Here is a 16713-nt window from a genome sequence, read left to right as displayed (position 1 = left end):
ACATGGATGAAATGCAAGAAATATTAGAAGACTTTTTAATTGAAGCTTTCGAAATGATAGAACAACTTGACCAAGATTTGGTTGAGCTTGAAACTAGACCTGAAGATTTAGATCTACTAAACAGAATCTTTAGAGTTGCACACACTATTAAAGGCTCTGGATCATTTTTAAATTTCTCTGTCTTAACACATTTGACACATCACATGGAAGATGTTCTAAATAAGGCTAGACATGGTGAATTAATAATTACTCCAGATATTATGGATGTAATCTTAGAATCAATAGACTTTATGAAAAAATTGCTAAATGCTATTAGAGATTCTGGCACAGACGCAAATACTGGTATGGATAATGATATAGCTAATGTAATCGAGAGATTAGATGCAGTATCAAAAGGTGAAACTCCTGCAGGAAGCTCCGATGAAGCACCAACAGAAGAAGTGCAACAAGAAACTGCAGAAACTCCAATAGAGGAAGAGCCAGAGCTTGATTATGCAAATATGTCTGCAGAAGATGTAGAAAAAGAAATCGAAAGACTTCTAAACAAAAGACAAGAAGAAGACAAGAAAAAAAGGGAAGCAAAAAGAGCAAAAGGTGAATTAGATGCGATTCAAGCACCTAGCGAAGTAACAGAAGATAAACCTGCTACAGCTCCTGCTGCAAAACAAACTCCAGCTCCTGTTGCACCAAAAGCAACAACACCTAAGACTGAAGCCAAACCAGCAGCTAAGCAAGCTGAAAATAAAGCTCCTGCAACTGCTGTTGAACAAACAATTAGGGTCGACGTCAAAAGGCTTGATAGTTTAATGAATCTAATTGGTGAGCTTGTTTTAGGTAAAAATAGACTTATAAAAATATATAACGATGTTGAAGAAAGATATGAGGGAGAAAAATTCCTAGAAGAACTAAATCAAGTTGTTGCATCAGTTTCTATGGTTACTACTGATATACAATTAGCTGTTATGAAGACGAGAATGCTTCCCGTTGGTAGAGTATTTAATAAATTTCCTAGAATGGTTAGAGATTTATCAAGAGAACTTGGTAAAAATATAGAACTAATAATAAGTGGTGAGGAAACAGAACTTGACAAGTCGATAGTTGAAGAAATTGGAGATCCACTAGTTCACTTAATTAGAAATGCTTGCGATCATGGTATTGAGTCAAAAGAAGAAAGATTAGCCACTGGGAAACCCGAACAAGGAACCGTTGATCTTAAAGCATACAACGAGGGTAACCATATAGTTGTAGAAATAAAAGATGATGGTAAGGGTATGAATCCTGAGATTCTTAAGGCTAAAGGTATTGAAAAAGGATTAATTAGCGAAAAAGAAGCTGATACAATGACAGATAAAGACGCTTATTCTCTTATCTTTAAAGCAGGTTTCTCAACAGCAAAAACAATCACAAATGTAAGTGGTCGTGGCGTTGGTATGGATGTTGTAAAAACAAATATAGAAAAGTTAAATGGTATTATTGATGTAGATAGTGTTTATGGGGAAGGAACAACATTAAAATTAAAAATTCCTCTAACTCTTGCTATCACTCAATCTCTATTGGTAGGTGTCCAAGAAGAATATTATGCTATACCTCTAGCATCTGTAATAGAAACAGTAAGAATATCACAAGATGAAGTATATTTGGTTGAGGGCAAAAGTGTATTAAGACTTAGAAACGAAGTGTTACCTCTTGTTAGATTAGCTGATATTTTTGGTGTTGATGCTGTGTTTGATAATTCAGAACAAGCGTATGTTGTAGTTATTGGCTTAGCTGAAAACAAAATAGGCGTAATTGTTGATTTCTTAATAGGGCAAGAAGAAGTTGTTATTAAATCACTTGGCTCTTACTTAAAAGGCATAGAAGGAATCGCTGGTGCTACAATTAGAGGAGATGGTAGAGTTACACTAATTGTAGATATAGCGGCAATGATGCAAATGGCTAAACAAGTAAAAGTAAGCATAAATAAATTAATGCAAGAAAGTGAAAGAAAAAAAGAAAAAAATTCTCCAAGTGACTACAAAGTTCTAATAGTTGATGATTCAATGACAGATAGGGCTATAATGAAAAAATCATTAAAACCATTGGGTATAACAATAACCGAAGCTACAAATGGTCTTGAAGCATTAGAAATAATCAAAACCGGTGACAATGTATTTGATGCTATTTTGATTGATATAGAAATGCCTAAAATGGATGGATATACACTAGCAGGTGAGATTAGAAAATATGCTAAGTTCAAGAACTTGCCACTGATTGCTGTAACAAGTAGAACAAGTAAAACAGATAGAATGAGAGGTGTAGAATCTGGTATGACAGAATATATAACAAAACCATACTCTGCTGAATATCTAACAAATGTTGTGAAGAGAAATATCAACTTAACAATGGAGGTAACTGAATAATGAGCAATCAACTACAAGATGTATTACAAAAACAACAAGAACAAAAAAAACCACAAGCTGAAACAGAAAATATAATACAGCTGGTAGCATTTGTGGTTGGCTCAGAGGAATTTTCAGTGCCAATCTTAAGCATACAAGAAATAATAAAGCCACTAGAATATACTAGAGTTCCGGGAGTGCCTGATTATGTATTGGGTGTGTTTAATATGAGGGGTATTGTTGTTCCTTTAATTAATCTTAGATTAAGATTTGGCTTACAATATGAAAGACCAACTGAAGATACAAGATACATAGTAATCAAGAATCAAGAGGAAGAAAGAGCTGGTTTTATAATTGACAAACTAACAGAAGCAGTTAGAATCAAGCAATCAGACATAGATCCTGCACCAGATACGGTAAGTCAAAATGAAAACCTAATATATGGTGTTGGCAAAAAAGATAATAGATTAATTACAATTCTATCACCTGAAGAATTACTAAAGAGAACATTTTAATAGTTCTCTTTAAGCACTTCCCTTTTTATTATTTCTATCATTTCTCTTAAAGCATCTATCCTACATAGCTTTTGTAGCTCATTACTAATGCTAGAAATGTTATCCAAGTTATTTAACACATTCCACAAAACATCACAAAATAAATCTTTCTCCTCACACAAGAATCCAAGATTCAAGTCATCTATAAATTTTGCATTGTAGTATTGATGATTGGATGCTGCATGTGGATATGGGATAAACAATGCTGGCAAACAATTAGCACATAACTCCCATAAAGAACTAGCCCCTGCTCTACACACTGCAAAATCACATAGATTATAAATATTTGGCATATTTTTACTAAAATCAAAAACACAAACATCAAATTCACAATTTAAATCATCATCTAAACTTTTAACTTTAAATCCCATACTTTTATATTCTTCAAACACTCTGCTAAAATCATTTTTACCACATTGATGAAAGATTCTAATTTTTCGTTCTTTTAATTCACTAGATACACTTAGAGAAAAATCATTAATAGCCTTTGCACCTTGAGACCCCCCCATAAATAACAATGTCTTAACCTCTCTTCTAATTCGTGCAGTATTAAAAAATGCTTCTCCTATTGGATAGTATTTATAAGGAGAAGAATCTAAATATGAAGAGAAAAACACCTTAGCATATGGCTTTAAGATTCTATTTAATCTACCTATTTTTGCATTTTGTTCATGTATGATTAAAGGTATCTTTAAAAAAATAGCACCAAAAGAAGCAGGTGCTGCAGAATACCCGCCAACTGATATTACACAATCTATTTTATTTTCTTTTAGCACACTAATACTTTCCTTTAAAGCTCTTAAATGCATAAATATGGACTTTAATTTATTTATTCCACTTTTATTTACTACACCGCTAGTCTCCAGGAAATATTTTTTAAAAAATCTATCATCATTTTCAAAATACATTTTATCCTGCCCATTACAAGAGCCTATAAATATGCACTCATAACCACCTTTATGCAATTCTTCTAAAAAAGATCTTGCAACACTTAAGTGCCCACCAGTTCCACCACCTGCAATAACTACTCTCACAAGAATCCCTAATAAGTAAATTTATGAAATTATAATAAAATATTGCAATGTATAAAATACTCATTTTTTAGATAAAAGTAAAAAAATTATAAACTTTTTAAAAATTTTTGACTAAAAAGTGATAATATATAATTCTAATAGCTAAAAGGAGAAAATATGGAAGATGTGTTTGATATAAAATCCCTTACAATGTCTATGCTAATGACACCTGAAGTTGCCAACTTTAGAGGCAGAGTTCATGGTGGAGATTTATTAAAGATTCTAGATCAAGTAGCATACTCTTGTGCTTCAAGATATTGTGGTAAATATGTAGTAACACTATCAGTGGATAGAGTAACATTTAAATATCCAATAGAGGTTGGGAATCTAGTTACATTTTTAGCCTCTGTAAATTACACTGGAAATAGCTCGTTAGAAGTCGGAATAAAAGTAATTGCAGAAGATATACACAAAAGAGTCGTGACACATACAAATAGTGCGTATTTTACTATGGTGTGCGTTGATGAAAATGGTAAACCAACAAAAGTCCCAAGCATAGAGCCAAAAACAAAATCAGAAATAAAAAGATATCAAGCAGCAATAAAGAGAAAAGAAGCAAGAGCAAAAGAAAAACAATAAGTGTGATATAATGCTATCTTTTTGGAGATTTTATTTATGGAATCATTGCAAGATGTTAATTCTATTGAGATATCAATTATCAAATATCAGCTAAACACATTTTGTAAGAAAAATGCAAAAACCCTAGCAATCTTATTTAAAGCATTAATAAGAGCAGAACAAGCCATAAAAGAAGAATCTCTAAAAGATATAATACAAAACGCACAACAAAATAAACCACAAACTTCACAAATACAAAAACCAAATGCAATATCACCACTAAACTTGGAGGGTTAGATGAGATTCCACATAGTGTTGCACCAACCTAGAATCCCACAAAACACCGGTAACATAGGAAGACTATGCTATGCTAGCAATAGCGTGTTGCATTTGATATATCCCCTTGGCTTTTTGCTAACGCAAAAAGAATTAAAAAGAGCTGGAATGGATTACTGGGAGCATTTAGAAGTATATACTTGGAATAATTATGATGAGTTTTTACAATCATCTACAAAAGAGATTCCGCATTATTTTCTAACGACAAAAGCAAATAAAGCTCATTATAATGCTTGTTTGCAAAATGGTGCTTATTTACACTTTGGAAGAGAAGATGCAGGGCTTAATGAAGAAATATTAAAACAAAATGAAAATAATTGCTTTAAAATACCAATGACAAATAATGCAAGAAGTCTAAATCTAGCTACAAGCACAGGAATAGTTTTGTATGAAGGGATAAGACAAAGGGATTTTATCTAAACTTTTCAAACAAGGCTTTAAGTAAATATTGGATAAAATACAAAAATTATTTTTAAAGAAAGAAAAAAATTATCGTCATGGAAGAATTGTTTATAGCTTGGTTACAAGAATATGGGTATGTGATTTTATTTATCTGGAGCACACTTGAAGGTGAGCTTGGCTTAATTATGGCTGGTATTATGTGTCATACTGGACATATGTCAATTCCAATTGCTATACTTGTTGCTGGTTTTGGTGGATTTGTAGGTGATCAAGTCTATTTCTATATAGGCAGATACAACAAGCAATTCATATATAAAAGACTAAAAACACAAAGAAGAAAATTTGCATTCGCTCATCTTCTCCTGCAAAGATATGGGTGGCCTATAATATTTGTCCAAAGATATCTATATGGTATGCGAACTGTAATACCAATGAGTATAGGCGTTACCAGATATAATGCTAAGACATTTGCTTTTATTAATTTTATTAGTGCATTAGTTTGGGCTGCAATTACTATATTGCTTGCTTATTTCTTTGGGGAAGAACTATTAGCATTAGTTCACATAGCAAAACAACATTATTACATAGCAATACCATTTGTAATAATTGTAGGTGGTGGAATTTACTACTACTTACACAAGGTAACACAAAAAGTAGAAAAGAAAATGATTGGATAAGGAGTGAACATGAATCTACTAGCAAAAGACAAAATCGGTGATATAGAATTAATACTAATAAAAAATAAGAAATTACCAAAAAATCTAAGCAAAGCAGAGAAAGATTCGCTAGATAAATACGACTTTGATGGAAGCGGATCATGTATGCTATTAGAGTATAAAAAGTTTTTTATAGGAATTGATGATTGTGGATATGAATTCCCAAATGCTATTAGAGATTCAATATCACAAGCAATACAAAAACTAAAATCACTAAAAATAAATAGCATATCAATAGAGGCTAGTAGCGAATCTGAATTAAAAGAAATTTGCGAAGGATTTTTGCTTGGGAACTATTCTTTTGATAGCTACAAAACTAAAAAATCAAAAAACCACATAAAAGAAATATATATACAATCAACAAAACTTACAAAAACACAAATCGAAAATCAAATATCACAAAGCAAAATAATTACAGAATCTATAAACAAAATAAGAGAGTTAATAAATACTCCACCACAAGATGCAACGCCAAATTATGTGGCAAATTTTGCTCATAAGATAGCCAAAGATTCTAATATTTCTTGCAAAATACATGATTCAAAATTCCTAAAAAAGGAAAATATGGAAGCCTTCTTAGCAGTTGCAAAGGCAAGTATCAATGAGCCTTTCATGGTGCATTTACACTACAAGCCAAACACAAAGAAAAAAGTTCCAAAAATTGCACTTGTAGGAAAGGGATTAACATATGATAGTGGTGGTCTTAGCTTAAAACCGGGTGATTATATGACCACAATGAAGGCTGATAAGAGTGGAGCTTGTGCTGTTATTGGGATTTTGGAAATAGTTGCAAAACTAAAGTTAGAAGTTGAAGTTCATGGAATCTTGGGCTTAGCAGAAAATATGATAGGAGGCAATGCCTACAAACCAGATGATATATTAACAGCTAGAAATAAAAAGACAATAGAAGTTAGAAATACCGATGCTGAAGGTAGGCTTGTATTGGCTGATTGTCTAAGCTATGCTAGTGATTTAAAACCTGATTATCTAATAGATCTAGCAACACTCACCGGTGCCTGTGTTGTCGCACTTGGAGATTATACAATTGGTATCATGGGATATAATCAAAAACTAAAAGAAAACTTTGCAAAACACGCCTTTAATGCTGGTGAGCTAAGTGGGATTCTACCTTTTAATCCATACTTAAAAAAGCTATATTCATCAGAAGTAGCTGATTTGTGCAACATACCTTCTAGTAGATATGGTAGTGCAATTAGTGCTGGTATGTTTTTGGGAGAATTTGTAAGTAAAGATTTGCAAGATAAATGGATTCATCTAGATATAGCAGGTCCTGCATATGTTGAGAAATCATGGGGGGTAAATCCATTTGGAGCAACCGGTGCTGGTGTTAGGGCTTGTGTAGAATTTATAAGAAATATAAAGGAATAATATGGGACTTAGCGTAGGGATTGTAGGACTACCAAATGTTGGAAAATCAACCACTTTTAATGCATTAACAAAAACACAAAATGCACAAGCTGCAAACTATCCATTTTGCACCATTGAGCCAAATAAAGCCGTAGTTCCTGTGCCTGATAGAAGACTTGCAGAATTAGCAAAAATAGTAAATCCAGAAAAGATTCAACACTCAACAATAGAATTTGTGGATATTGCTGGATTGGTTAAAGGAGCAAGTAAGGGAGAGGGTTTAGGAAATCAATTCTTAGCAAACATAAAAGAAACTGAAGTTATCTTGCATATCGTTCGTTGCTTTGAAGATTCAAACATCACACATGTAGAAGGCAGCATAGACCCACTAAGAGATATAGAAATAATCGAAACTGAACTGCTAATTTCAGATATGCAAAGCGTGCAAAAGAGAGTAGAAAAGCTAACTAGATTAGCAAAAAGTGGGACTGATAAGGAAGCAAAAGCAAATTTAGAACTAGCCATAGAGTTACTAAAACACATAGAAGATGGCAAACCAGCTAGAATCTTCAGCAAAAAAGATGACGATAGATTCTTATTACTAGATAAAGAACTAAGACTTCTTAGCAATAAAGAAATAATATATGGTGCAAATGTAGATGAAGAATCTCTAAAAGAAGATAATAAGTATGTAACAGAACTCAAAAAATACGCACAAGATAATGGTTGTGATGTAATAAAATTATGCTCCAAAATAGAAGAAGAATTAGTAGGCTTAAGTAATGAAGAACAAGTCGAGTTTTTAGAAGAGCTAGGAGTAAAAGAAAGTGGCTTGGATAAGATAATACATTTGGGATTTGCAAAGCTTGGGCTAATTAGCTACTTTACCGCTGGGGTAAAAGAAGTAAGAGCATGGACAATCAAAAATGGCGATAAAGCTCCAGCAGCAGCAGGTGTCATACATAATGACTTTGAAAAAGGATTTATAAAAGCAGAAGTAATATCTTATGATGACTTTATCAAACATGGTGGAGAACAAAAGGCTAAAGAAGCTGGTGTCTTAAGAATCGAAGGCAAGGATTATGTAGTATGCGATGGCGATGTAATGCACTTTAGATTTAATGTATAGATTTCTTAGAATCTAAATTTAGATTCTAAGAAATTAAAAACCGCCAAAATATCTAACTGCACTAATTTTCTTATCAACACCAGATAGCAAATTAAAACTCTCTTGCGTCAAATTTGGATTTTTCAGTAAATTTTGCGTAACCCCTGCATCTAATGTCGGATTATTTTTCAAAATAATATCAAATCCCATTTTTTCTTCTGCATTCAAAATTCCATTATCATACATTGCTTGACCTAAATCTTTTAAATCATCATCAAAGCTAGATGAAAAATGTTGTAACTTTGCTAATTCACCACTTACTTCAAATTTATCCTCTACGCTACTTGGAAGATACATAGAACCGGCATCAAAAAGACTAGAGATATTTGAAGTTTCGCTACTCTTCTGAGCACCAAAAATAGAATTAGAATCCTTTGGCTGATAACCTGAAATATCATTTGTATTGCTATTTTGCTTATTATACGACTGACTTAACAAACTAACCATAGAATTATTTTTATCATTCACATTCATAAGTTACCCTTTAATTTGAGTTACTAGAATCTAAAGCAAATATTGTTCCATTTTTGATTGCTACAACCACAAAAGTGTGGATACACAAAATACCAAATACCTTTCTCTTTTTGCCATAATATTTTTTAATTTTTATAGCAAATAGATGACAAGTTCCTCCAAATAATGCACTTTACTATGATTTGCAAAATTTATATATTCTCTCTATTCCCTTTTTTATAGAATCTAAATCAGTAGCAAATGAAAATCTAAAATATCCATCCATACCAAAGCCAATACCAGGAACAACTGCTACACCTTCTCTCTCTAGCAAATCTTTACAAAACTGCATAGAATTTTTATTGATAGATTCACAATTTATAAATAAATAAAATGCACCATCTGGCTTACTAACCTTTAGACCATTTATTTTAGAGAATAACTCACACGCTAGATCTCTTCTTTTTTTAAATGCGATTTTCATATTTTCTATATCAGTTTCAGCTCTACCATCAAGTGCCGCAATAGAAGCCTTTTGAGTAATAGAGTTTATATTTGACATGCTTTGACTTTGAAGATTAACTATTAGTTTTCTTAGATTCTTATCCTTTGTAGCAAGATACCCCATTCTCCAACCAGTCATTGCCACAGACTTACTAAGACCATTTATGGTAATTGTTCTCTCAAGCATGTGAGAATTAATACTAGCAGTTGAAATAAACTTACCATCGTATACTAACTTCTCATATATCTCATCACTTATAACCCAAATATTAGTATCTTTTAGTGCATCTGCTATATCTTCTAGCTCCTCTTTAGAATACACCATACCAGTTGGATTTGAAGGAGTTGTCAATACTAGAAACTTTGTTTTATTTGTTATTGCATTTCTTAGTTGTTCTTTTGTTATTTTGAAATTATTTTCTTGTGTTGTTTGTATAAATACATTTTTACCACCACAATATGTAACAAGCTCTGGATATGTAACCCAATAAGGAGATGGAATTATTACTTCATCACCCACATTAATAAGAGATTCAAAGACATTGTATAAAGAATGCTTTGCACCACTGCTTACTACTATTTCGTTTGTTTCATACTTTAGATTATTATCTCTTTCTAGCTTCAAGCTAATGGCTTTTAGCAAATCAGGTATTCCAGCAACTGCAGTATATTTAGTAAATCCACTATCCATAGCCTTAATTGCCTCATCTTTAATTACCTTTGGCGTATCAAAGTCAGGCTCACCCGCAGAAAATGACAATATATCTTTCCCTTGTTCTTTTAGCTCCCTTGCAAGTGTGCTAATTGCTATGGTTATAGATTCAGATAAATTCTCAACTTTTTTAGAATACACTTTTTCCATAAAAATCCTTTTTCACTACTTTTGTCAAATCCCATAAGTATATTTCTACTTATTTTAAAATATTATAAATCAGTAAATTAAAAACTCTACACAACATACGAAACTTTAACTAAATAGACTTTATAATTATTAGCTATAAAAACTAATATAACTTTAGTATATTTGACTAATATTTAATGATATTTTTTACTCAATGTATTGACAACATATGAAAATTGAAATATAATTTCAGTGTTTTTTAAAATTTTAATCTTAAATAAATGCGGAGGTATTCCTATGAATTTCAAACCACTTGGAGAGAGAATCTTAGTAGAAAGACTTGAAGAAGATACTAAAACCGCTTCTGGAATTATTATACCTGATAATGCTAAAGAAAAACCACTAATGGGTGAAGTAAAAGCTATCGGTAGCATAGTAAAAGAAGTGAGCGTAAATGATAAAATTGTATTTGGCAAATATTCTGGCACAGAAGTAAAACTAGACGGAAAAGAATATTTAATTTTAAAATTAGAAGATGTTTTAGGCGTTTTAGCTTAATTTAAGGAGTAAGATATGGCAAGTAAAGAAATTAATTTTTCAGATAACGCAAGAAATAGACTATATGAAGGTGTAAAGCAACTAAGCGATGCTGTTAAAGTAACAATGGGACCAAGAGGAAGAAATGTATTAATTCAAAAAAGCTTCGGTGCTCCAAGCATAACAAAAGATGGTGTATCAGTTGCTAAAGAAATCGAATTAGCAGATCCTATTGCAAATATGGGAGCACAACTTGTAAAAGAAGTAGCAAGTAAAACTGCAGATGCAGCAGGTGATGGAACTACAACTGCAACAGTTCTAGCATATAGTATTTTTAAAGAAGGACTAAGAAACATAACTGCAGGTGCAAACCCAGTAGAAGTAAAAAGAGGAATGGATAAAGCAGCTGAAGCTATCACAGAAGAATTAAAGAAAATGTCAAAACCAGTTTCAGGCAAAAAAGAAATCGCACAAGTTGCTTCAATCTCTGCAAACTCTGATGTTAAAGTAGGTGATTTAATCGCTGAAGCTATGGAAAAAGTTGGCAAAGATGGTGTTATCACTGTTGAAGAAGCAAAAGGAATCAATGATGAATTAAGCGTTGTTGAGGGTATGCAATTTGATAGAGGTTATCTAAGTCCTTATTTTGTTACAAATAGCGATAAAATGGAAACAGAATTAGAGCACCCTTATATTCTTTTAACAGATAAGAAAATCACTTCTATGAAAGATATTCTTCCACTTTTAGAATCTACTATGAAAAGTGGCAAACCACTTTTAATCATCGCAGAAGACATTGAAGGAGAAGCTCTAACAACTCTAGTAGTAAATAAACTAAGAGGTGTGCTAAATGTAGCAGCAGTTAAGGCTCCGGGATTTGGTGATAGAAGAAAAGAAATGCTAAAAGATATTGCTACTCTAACAGGTGGTGAAGTAATTAGCGAAGAACTTGGTAAAACGCTAGAAAATGCAAGCATTGAAGATCTAGGACAAGCTTCAAGAATCGTAATTGACAAAGATAATACAACTATTGTAGATGGTGCTGGTGAGAAAAATGCAGTAGAAGCAAGAATCGCACAAATCAAAACTCAAATTGAAAGCACAACAAGCGACTACGATAAAGAAAAGCTACAAGAAAGACTAGCAAAGCTAAGCGGTGGTGTAGCAGTTATTAAAGTTGGTGCTGCAAGTGAAGTAGAAATGAAAGAGAAAAAAGACAGAGTAGATGACGCACTATCAGCTACTAAAGCTGCTGTTGAAGAAGGGATCATCATCGGTGGTGGAGCTGCATTAATTAGAGCAGCTGCTAAGGTTAATTTAGATCTAAGTGGTGATGAGAAAATCGGATATGAAATAATAAAAAGAGCAATCAAAGCTCCTATTAAGCAAATTGCTACAAATGCAGGATTTGATGATGGTGTAGTAGTAAATAATGTAGAAAAAGATTCAAATGCAAATAATGGATTTGATGCTTCAAATGGAAGCTATGTAGATATGTTTGAAGCAGGAATTATTGATCCACTAAAAGTTGCAAGAATCGCACTACAAAATGCAGTATCAGTTTCAAGCCTACTTCTAACAACAGAAGCAACAGTGCATGAAATTAAAGAAGACAAACCAGCTATGCCTGATATGAGCGGTATGGGTGGTATGGGTGGAATGGGTGGAATGATGTAATTCCACCTCTCCCACTTTTAAACTCTTAAAACCACAAACTTCAAATCCTTTCCAAACTACTAAAATTAAAATAACAAATTGCCAAGATTCCAAATAAAAATAAATATTGGCAATGGTTTAAAAATTTACTAAAATTTATCTTTTAGATTTTCCGACCATTAAATAAAAACTAAACTACTCAAGTCTTGCCAATAAATCCAGTATTTTAGAACTACTTAGAATCTAATTATAAACTTGTAAGATTCCTAAAAATTATGAAAACTATCACCAAAGTAAAAAATATACTTATATAATATTAATTATCTATTAGTAAATAATACTATTAGTATATAGCTTGATTATAATCTATAAAATTTAATATTTACTATAAATTTATATTTACTTAATAAACTAGTCATATAATACATGTAAATTTACAACCTTACCACCTCCCCCAAATCCAAAGCTGTGCGAGAGGTAAAGCAGAAACTATTATATCTGCAATAAAGGGGGGGGTTATAAAACGTTGCCAGAAAAACAAAGATTTAAAATCATGGAACTAATAAGAGAGTTCAATCATTTTAAAATACAAACTTTACAATACATGACTTTGCTAAACTTGGTTTCAACAAGTAGTTAATCACAAGCGTAATAGAAGAACTAAAAAAGTGAAACAAAAACCCAAAATATCGGCGTAATAGCATGCCCTTCATATATAAGGGAAAAATTTGATGAAATGGATCAAGAATACTACGGCAGAATCATTACATTATCAAAGAATACAACAAGTCTGCTTGAGAACAAAATAGTGATTGTATATATCGATAATCTACTAAATCTAGGCAAAGAATACGAAGATTTAAGCGAAAAAGATCAAAGATTGGTGCATAGTATTTATGTTGCATATGAGCTTTATAGTTTTATGAGAGAATTGCTTACTACTAATGGCTCAATAACCAGGATTATAAAAGGTTATGCATGGCTATGGAGGAATTCTACCCTACTTTCAAAAAACAATTCGAAAGATTCCACAGATATTAGAATCTATTCCATCTCCAATCGCATAAGCAACATTTCATTACCTGCTACTATGCTTAAAGATTCTTCCTTGCATATGTCACATTTTACATATTCAATCTCTTTGCTCTCATACACACTGCCACATTTTTTGCACTCCAATACAACCTTTTGATATTCTATAAATAATTTTGCATTACAACATATTCCTCCAATTTTAAACTCCTCAAATGCGCTTTTTAGCAGTTTAGGATTTACCCCACTTCTCTCCCCTATTTGAACATATACAGATAATATTTTTGTAGCATTATTTGAAATTGCAATCTTCTCACAATTATCAAGCAAAGATGAAACTACTGAAAATTCATGCATATTTACCCCTTAGTATTTTTGGAACTTTTAAAATAAATTATATTTTTTATTGTAAAATACCATTTTACTACGATATTTTAAGGTTAAAGATGAGGCATTTTTTAACTCTAGCAGATTTTAACAAAAAAGAAATTTTAGATATTTTAAAAATAGCAAAATCCCTAAAAGAGAACACAAAAAAGGGCGTATTCTCCACAGAAATGCAAAACAAAACCCTAGCTATGATATTTGAAAAAAACTCAACAAGGACAAGAGTGAGCTTTGAAGTTGGGATAAAGCAACTAGGTGGCAACGCATTATTTTTATCAAACAATGACACACAACTAAGTCGTGGAGAGCCAATAATGGATACTGCTAGGGTAATATCATCAATGGTTGATATGATAATGCTAAGAACATTTGAACATAGTAGATTAGAAGAATTTGCAAAATACTCAAAAGTCCCAGTGATAAATGGGCTAAGCGATAGCTATCACCCAATGCAACTACTAGCAGACTATCTAACAATGCAAGAATGCAACAAAGATAAAAACCCAATAGTATGCTACATAGGCGATGGTAATAATATGGCTCACTCATGGCTTATGTTGGCTTCAAAGTTGGGATTCGAGCTAAGAATCGCCTCTCCTAAAAATTATGAAGTGGATAGTAATATTCTCGCAAAAGCACAAGAGTTTGCGCAAGATTCTGGTGCTAAACTAATCTTAACCAATGACCCAAAAGAAGCAATAAAAGACTGCGATGTGATAAATACAGATACTTGGATATCAATGGGACAAGAAAATGAAAAAGAAAAAAGAATAAAAGACTTTAAAGGATTCTGTATTGATGAATCGCTAATGCAACATGCAAAACAAGATTCGATATTTTTGCATTGTTTGCCTGCTTATAGAGGATATGAAGTTAGCACAGAAGTTATAGAAGGCTCAAATAGCAGAGTATTTTTAGAAGCAGAAAATAGGCTTCACGCACAAAAAGGAGTTATAATTTGGCTACATCAAAACAACTAACAATAAACAAAAATGATTATACAAACATAAAACAACAAGCAATAAAAGCTAGAAGCAATACACAAAAAATAAACGAAACAATAGATATTAGCACGAATCTAGCTTTCATAAAAGACGCCAATGACAATGAATTTTACCTACTATCGCCACAAGCAATGGAATCTGTAATGCGACTAGCAAAGGACTTAGAAATCGATAAATATCTATTTGAGCTCGAAAAAGAGATTCACAAAAATACTCCAATAGATTTTGATGATGTGTGGTGTATAGCTATAAGGGAAGTAAAAAACTACAAAAAAGACCCAAAAGTGATAGTAAAAAACATTAAAAAGAAATATCCATATTTATTTTTAAATTTTGTAAACTTAGTTAAAGACATAGAACTATAAGGAATCTTAAGTGCAAGAAATTGATTTTAAAAAATTTATAAAATACTCAAAAGCAGGACCAAGATACACAAGCTATCCAACTGCAATAGAATTTAGCGAAGATTATAAATATGAATCTTATATAAAAGATTTACAAAATGACACAAGCCCATTATCTTTATACATACATTTGCCATTTTGTAGAAGCGCATGTTATTTTTGTGGTTGTAATGTAATTTATACAAGCAAAGATGAAAACAAACAAAAATACATAGAATATTTAAAAAAAGAACTAGATATTATAAAAGATTCCATAAACTGCACCAAGAGTGTTCATCAACTACACTTTGGCGGTGGCACTCCTACATTTTTTAATGCACAAGAATTAGAATGTATTATAAGCATGATAAAAAGCACTTTTACAAACTTCAGCAATGATGCTGAAATCGCATGTGAAGTTGATGTTAGATACTTCAATGAAGATCAAATGAAAGCATTAAAAAATGGCGGATTCAACAGACTTAGCTTTGGAGTGCAAGACTTTGATGAGAAGGTGCAAACTGCAGTTCATAGAATCCAACCATTAGCCTTAGTAGAAAACGCAACAAATATAGCGAGAAAATATGGAATAGAATCTATAAATTTTGATTTGATTTATGGTTTGCCATATCAAAATCTAAAGACTTTTAAAACCACACTAGAGACATGCATAAAATTAGATCCTGATAGACTTGCAATTTTTAACTACGCTCATGTCCCATGGATTAAAAAAACAATGAGAAAAATAGATGAAACCAAGCTTCCAACTCCAGACGAAAAACTACAAATACTAGAAAATACTATTTTGTTCCTACAATCAAACGGATACAAAATGATAGGTATGGATCATTTTGCAAAGCCAAATGATGAACTCTTTAAATCAATACAAAAAGGCGAGCTAAGAAGGAACTTCCAAGGATATAGCACAAAAGGTGGCACACAAACAATAGGAATCGGCATAACTTCAATAGGAGAAGGGCTTGACTATTATGCACAAAACCACAAAGATCTCCCAAGCTATCAAAAAGCAATAGATTCGGGCAAACTACCATTTTTTAGAGGAATAAAGTTAAGCTTTGATGATATATGCAGAAAAGCAGTCATTATGAATCTTATGAGCAACTTTAAACTAGACTTCAAAAGCATAGAAAATGAATTTAACATCAACTTCAAAGATTATTTTAAAGAATCTCTAAATAACTTAGAAGAACTAGAAGAAGCTGGATTAATATCTATAGCAGACAATAAAATAGAAGTAAGTCCAACAGGTACACTAATGATAAGAAATATCGCAATGGCGTTTGATTCATATCTAAATAAAATAGAAGATAATAAAAAAGTATTTAGTAAAACAATATAAAGG

Annotated in this window: 17 protein-coding genes; 13 read left to right on the top strand and 4 right to left on the bottom strand. The window is 32.0% G+C overall.

The window, feature by feature from the left end; genetic code table 11:
• Window positions 1-2 precede the first annotated feature (2 nt).
• Together PF021_RS02605 and PF021_RS02600 are read left to right on the top strand one after the other, a co-directional pair.
• Window positions 3-2399: a hybrid sensor histidine kinase/response regulator gene (locus tag PF021_RS02605; RefSeq protein ID WP_271020846.1), complete on the top strand. Its 2397-nt coding sequence runs from the start codon at window positions 3-5 to the stop codon at window positions 2397-2399.
• Window positions 2399-2893, top strand: coding sequence for a chemotaxis protein CheW (locus tag PF021_RS02600; RefSeq protein ID WP_271020845.1), 495 nt, complete (start codon window positions 2399-2401; stop codon window positions 2891-2893). Before PF021_RS02605 ends, PF021_RS02600 begins: the two co-directional genes overlap by 1 nt.
• On the opposite strand, the gene PF021_RS02595 is transcribed toward PF021_RS02600, so the two are convergent.
• Window positions 2890-3966 (bottom strand): UDP-N-acetylglucosamine--N-acetylmuramyl-(pentapeptide) pyrophosphoryl-undecaprenol N-acetylglucosamine transferase, encoded by a 1077-nt coding sequence (locus tag PF021_RS02595; RefSeq protein WP_271020844.1) that lies wholly within the window; start codon window positions 3964-3966, stop codon window positions 2890-2892. The genes PF021_RS02600 and PF021_RS02595 overlap by 4 nt on opposite strands.
• Before the next feature lie 156 nt (window positions 3967-4122).
• Between PF021_RS02595 and PF021_RS02590 the strand changes: the two genes are divergently transcribed.
• The 6 genes from PF021_RS02590 (at window position 4123) to ychF (ending at window position 8514) form a co-directional block, all read left to right on the top strand.
• Entirely contained in the window at window positions 4123-4584 is a 462-nt protein-coding gene (locus PF021_RS02590; RefSeq protein WP_271020843.1) for an acyl-CoA thioesterase, read from the top strand.
• Window positions 4585-4620: 36 nt separating this feature from the next.
• Window positions 4621-4860, top strand: a complete 240-nt coding sequence (locus PF021_RS02585; protein ID WP_271020842.1) for a hypothetical protein — start codon at window positions 4621-4623, stop codon at window positions 4858-4860.
• Entirely contained in the window at window positions 4861-5319 is a 459-nt protein-coding gene (locus tag PF021_RS02580; protein ID WP_271020841.1) for a tRNA (cytidine(34)-2'-O)-methyltransferase, read from the top strand.
• A gap of 77 nt (window positions 5320-5396) precedes the next feature.
• Window positions 5397-5978, top strand: a complete 582-nt coding sequence (locus PF021_RS02575; RefSeq protein WP_271020840.1) for a DedA family protein — start codon at window positions 5397-5399, stop codon at window positions 5976-5978.
• Between the two features lie 9 nt (window positions 5979-5987).
• On the top strand, window positions 5988-7406 hold the full coding sequence (locus PF021_RS02570) for a leucyl aminopeptidase (RefSeq protein ID WP_271020839.1): 1419 nt from the start codon (window positions 5988-5990) through the stop codon (window positions 7404-7406).
• Between the two features lies 1 nt (window position 7407).
• Entirely contained in the window at window positions 7408-8514 is a 1107-nt protein-coding gene (gene ychF, locus PF021_RS02565; protein WP_271020838.1) for a redox-regulated ATPase YchF, read from the top strand.
• A 33-nt stretch (window positions 8515-8547) separates the two neighbouring features.
• Here ychF and PF021_RS02560 read toward each other — a convergent pair whose 3' ends face one another.
• Window positions 8548-9027, bottom strand: coding sequence for a hypothetical protein (locus PF021_RS02560; protein WP_271020837.1), 480 nt, complete (start codon window positions 9025-9027; stop codon window positions 8548-8550).
• A gap of 175 nt (window positions 9028-9202) precedes the next feature.
• Complete coding sequence (locus tag PF021_RS02555; RefSeq protein ID WP_271020836.1) at window positions 9203-10372, bottom strand: pyridoxal phosphate-dependent aminotransferase; 1170 nt, start codon at window positions 10370-10372, stop codon at window positions 9203-9205.
• A gap of 276 nt (window positions 10373-10648) precedes the next feature.
• On the opposite strand from PF021_RS02555, the gene groES reads away from it, so the two are divergent.
• On the top strand, window positions 10649-10909 hold the full coding sequence (gene groES, locus PF021_RS02550) for a co-chaperone GroES (protein ID WP_271020835.1): 261 nt from the start codon (window positions 10649-10651) through the stop codon (window positions 10907-10909).
• Window positions 10910-10924: 15 nt separating this feature from the next.
• On the top strand, window positions 10925-12565 hold the full coding sequence (gene groL / locus PF021_RS02545) for a chaperonin GroEL (RefSeq protein WP_271020834.1): 1641 nt from the start codon (window positions 10925-10927) through the stop codon (window positions 12563-12565).
• 1023 nt (window positions 12566-13588) lie between these two features.
• Here groL and hypA read toward each other — a convergent pair.
• Window positions 13589-13933 (bottom strand): hydrogenase/urease nickel incorporation protein HypA, encoded by a 345-nt coding sequence (gene hypA / locus PF021_RS02540; RefSeq protein WP_271020833.1) that lies wholly within the window; start codon window positions 13931-13933, stop codon window positions 13589-13591.
• A gap of 89 nt (window positions 13934-14022) precedes the next feature.
• Here hypA and argF point away from each other — a divergent pair, with 89 nt between their 5' ends.
• Genes argF through hemN form a run of 3 tightly spaced genes read left to right on the top strand, consistent with a single transcriptional unit; the run spans window position 14023 to window position 16710 of the window.
• Window positions 14023-14943, top strand: coding sequence for an ornithine carbamoyltransferase (gene argF, locus PF021_RS02535; protein WP_271020832.1), 921 nt, complete (start codon window positions 14023-14025; stop codon window positions 14941-14943).
• Window positions 14922-15332, top strand: coding sequence for a DUF2603 domain-containing protein (locus tag PF021_RS02530; RefSeq protein ID WP_271020831.1), 411 nt, complete (start codon window positions 14922-14924; stop codon window positions 15330-15332). The genes argF and PF021_RS02530 overlap by 22 nt, the downstream gene beginning before the upstream one ends.
• Window positions 15333-15342: 10 nt before the next feature.
• Window positions 15343-16710, top strand: coding sequence for an oxygen-independent coproporphyrinogen III oxidase (hemN, locus tag PF021_RS02525; RefSeq protein WP_271020830.1), 1368 nt, complete (start codon window positions 15343-15345; stop codon window positions 16708-16710).
• Window positions 16711-16713 lie beyond the last annotated feature (3 nt).

This window comes from Helicobacter ibis (assembly GCF_027859255.1).
GTDB lineage: Bacteria > Campylobacterota > Campylobacteria > Campylobacterales > Helicobacteraceae > Helicobacter_D > Helicobacter_D ibis.
Note: the sequence above shows the minus strand (reverse complement) of the source record. Positions and strands in the feature narration are given on the sequence as shown.